This window comes from Secundilactobacillus paracollinoides DSM 15502 = JCM 11969, assembly GCF_001311135.1.
GTDB lineage: Bacteria > Bacillota > Bacilli > Lactobacillales > Lactobacillaceae > Secundilactobacillus > Secundilactobacillus paracollinoides.
The window spans coordinates 1-2,736 of the sequence record NZ_BBAG01000124.1 but is presented as its reverse complement, the minus strand read 5'-3'; the positions used below and the strand labels follow the sequence as shown (position 1 = coordinate 2,736).

At 47.8% G+C, this 2,736-nt stretch carries 2 protein-coding genes; both read left to right on the top strand.

Annotation, left to right across the window (positions count from 1 at the left end; genetic code table 11):
• Nucleotides 1-166: 166 nt before the first annotated feature.
• Complete coding sequence (locus JCM11969_RS16320; protein ID WP_054712943.1) at nucleotides 167-1,342, top strand: cysteine desulfurase family protein; 1,176 nt, start codon at nucleotides 167-169, stop codon at nucleotides 1,340-1,342.
• A gap of 24 nt (nucleotides 1,343-1,366) precedes the next feature.
• Nucleotides 1,367-2,584 (top strand): tRNA uracil 4-sulfurtransferase ThiI, encoded by a 1,218-nt coding sequence (gene thiI, locus JCM11969_RS16315; RefSeq protein ID WP_054712941.1) that lies wholly within the window; start codon nucleotides 1,367-1,369, stop codon nucleotides 2,582-2,584.
• Nucleotides 2,585-2,736: the final 152 nt, after the last annotated feature.

The window sequence follows — 2,736 nt, the reverse complement described above, 5'->3', positions numbered from 1 at the left end:
GACCCAAAAAGTCAAGCCCGGACTTTTCGGGTCAAAGTCCCTAACGCTCCGCCCTCTAACCGCCTTCTTCCACACTCTGCTTGTATCCCCACCCATTTCTCGTTATAATAAAAGCACTTTTTGATTGAAGTCGAACCAATCTAAAAATAAAGAGGCTTAGAAATTTATGATTTATTTTGATAACAGTGCTACCACGCAATCAGCACCGGACGTTGTGGCCACCTATGATAAGGTCAGCCATCAGATCTGGGGGAACCCATCCAGTCTGCACCAGTTTGGTGAACAAGCCTTTAACCTATTGGAACAGTCTCGCAAGCAGATTGCTGATCTGCTAGGGGCTTCTCAATCTGAGATTCTGTTTACTAGTGGCGGGACAGAAGGCGACAACTGGGTCGTAAAGGGTACCGCCATTGAAAAGCGGGCCTTTGGTAATCACTTGATCACCACCGCAGTTGAACATCCAGCCATCCATAACTCAATGGAGCAGCTGAAACAATTGGGGTATGAAGTGACCTATCTGCCGGTTGACGAGCATGGTCGGATCTCAATTGATGATCTGAAAGCTGCTATTCGGCCAACGACGATTTTGGTATCCGTTATGGCCGTTAACAATGAAATTGGCACCATTCAACCCCTAACTGAGGTCGCTGATGTGCTGAAAGACTACCCGAAAATTCATTTTCATATTGATGCTGTTCAAGGCATTGGTAAGGGCATTCAAGACATGATCATGAATGACCGGGTGGACTACGTGACGTTCTCTGGTCATAAATTCCACGCGCCCCGCGGAATCGGGTTTATCTATGCGCGCCGGGGCCGGAAGATTGCACCACTGTTGACCGGTGGTGGGCAGGAACGTAACCTGCGAAGCGGCACTGAAAACTTGCCGGCCATTGCTGCCATGGCCAAGGCGTTGCGTTTGTTACTTGATAACGAGCCGGCTAAGGTCGACATGCAGCGACAGATCAAGGAACGGATTTACAACCACGTGAAGGATTTTCCACTGGTGACAACGTTCTCTGAAGACAATGATGGGTTTGCGCCACATATCCTGTGCTTTGCTATTCGCGGCGTACGTGGTGAAACCATTGTGCACGCATTTGAAGAGCATCAAATCTACATTTCAACCACCAGTGCCTGCTCATCAAAGAAGCACTTGGCTTCAAGCACGCTGACCGCAATGCGGATTCCAGAAGACGTTTCTACGAGCGCCATTCGAATCTCGTTAGACGAGCACAACACACTGGCAGAGGCTGATGAGTTCAACACCGTTTTTGATCAACTTTACAAACAATTCGAAAAATTGAGTTCAACTACTGCTGACGAACCAGCAAAGGCTTAATTTCTAAAACAAAGGAGGGTATCTATGGAATATACAGAAATCATGGTCCGCTATGGTGAGCTGTCCACAAAGGGTAAAAACCGAAAAGATTTTATCAAACAATTGGGCAAAAACGTTCGGCATAGTCTGCATGACTTTCCTGGTCTGGAGATTCGCGCCCAGTATGATCGGTTACACGTGGCACTAAATGGCACGCCAGCACAACCCGTCATGGACCGGCTAAAGGGTGTTTTTGGCATCGAGAACTTTTCACCAATGATCAAACTTGAAAAGGACTTCGAACAGGTCAAAGATACAGCGCTTGAAATGGTCAAGGCGCAGTACAAGCCAGGGATGACGTTTAAGATCAATACAAAACGCCAAGACCACAACTTTGAATTTGACACCAATCAGATCAATGATAAGCTGGGTGGTCACATTTTACGCAATGTGCCCGGTATCGAAGTCCAAATGAGACAACCTGACATTATGATCAAGGTTGAAGTCCGGTTAAACGGCATCTTCCTGACCAGTGAAACAATCAAGGGCGCTGGTGGTCTTCCCGTCGGTACTGGCGGCCATGCTGTGATGATGCTGTCCGGTGGTATCGATTCCCCGGTTGCTTCATACTTAGGCATGAAACGGGGCGTTAAACTGGATATGGTGCACTTCTTTAGTCCGCCATATACGAGTGAACAGGCGTTGGCTAAGGCTAAGGAACTGACGTCGAAGATTGCGGGTTATGCCGGCAGTATTCAGTTTGTTCAAGTGCCGTTTACCAAAGCTCAAGAAGAGATCAAAGAAAAGGTTCCCGAAGGCTACTTGATGACCATTCAACGGCGGATGATGCTGCGGATCACCGCAGCGATTGCGCAGTTGCGTGGTGCTAAAGGAGTCTTTACTGGCGAATCATTGGGACAGGTTGCCTCGCAAACGCTGGAAAGTATGCTGGCCATCAATGATGTGACGAACATGCCAGTGTTGCGCCCATTGGTATCAATGGATAAGACCGAGATCATCAAGATTGCTGAACAGATAGATACCTATGACCTTTCGATCCTACCATTTGAGGACTGTTGTACGATCTTCACACCACCAGCACCAAAGACGCGGCCTGATTTGGAAAAGACCCGTAACTTTGAAAAGCTGGTCGACGTTGATGCATTGATGAAGGAAGCTATTGACGGCATCCAAGTATGCAACATCCGCCCTGGTGAGAACTTTATGAATCAACAGGAAGATGTGTTTGCGGAATTGTTGTAGAGCAGAGCGTGGAGGAAAACGGTAGGAAGCGGAGTGTAAACCAACTCTGACGTAAATGCCCGAACTTGGCATTTACGTCAGAGTCGGCTTACATGCAGCTTTCTGTTTTCCGAAACGCGTTTCGGCTCGAGGACAGAGAACCACGAAAAATG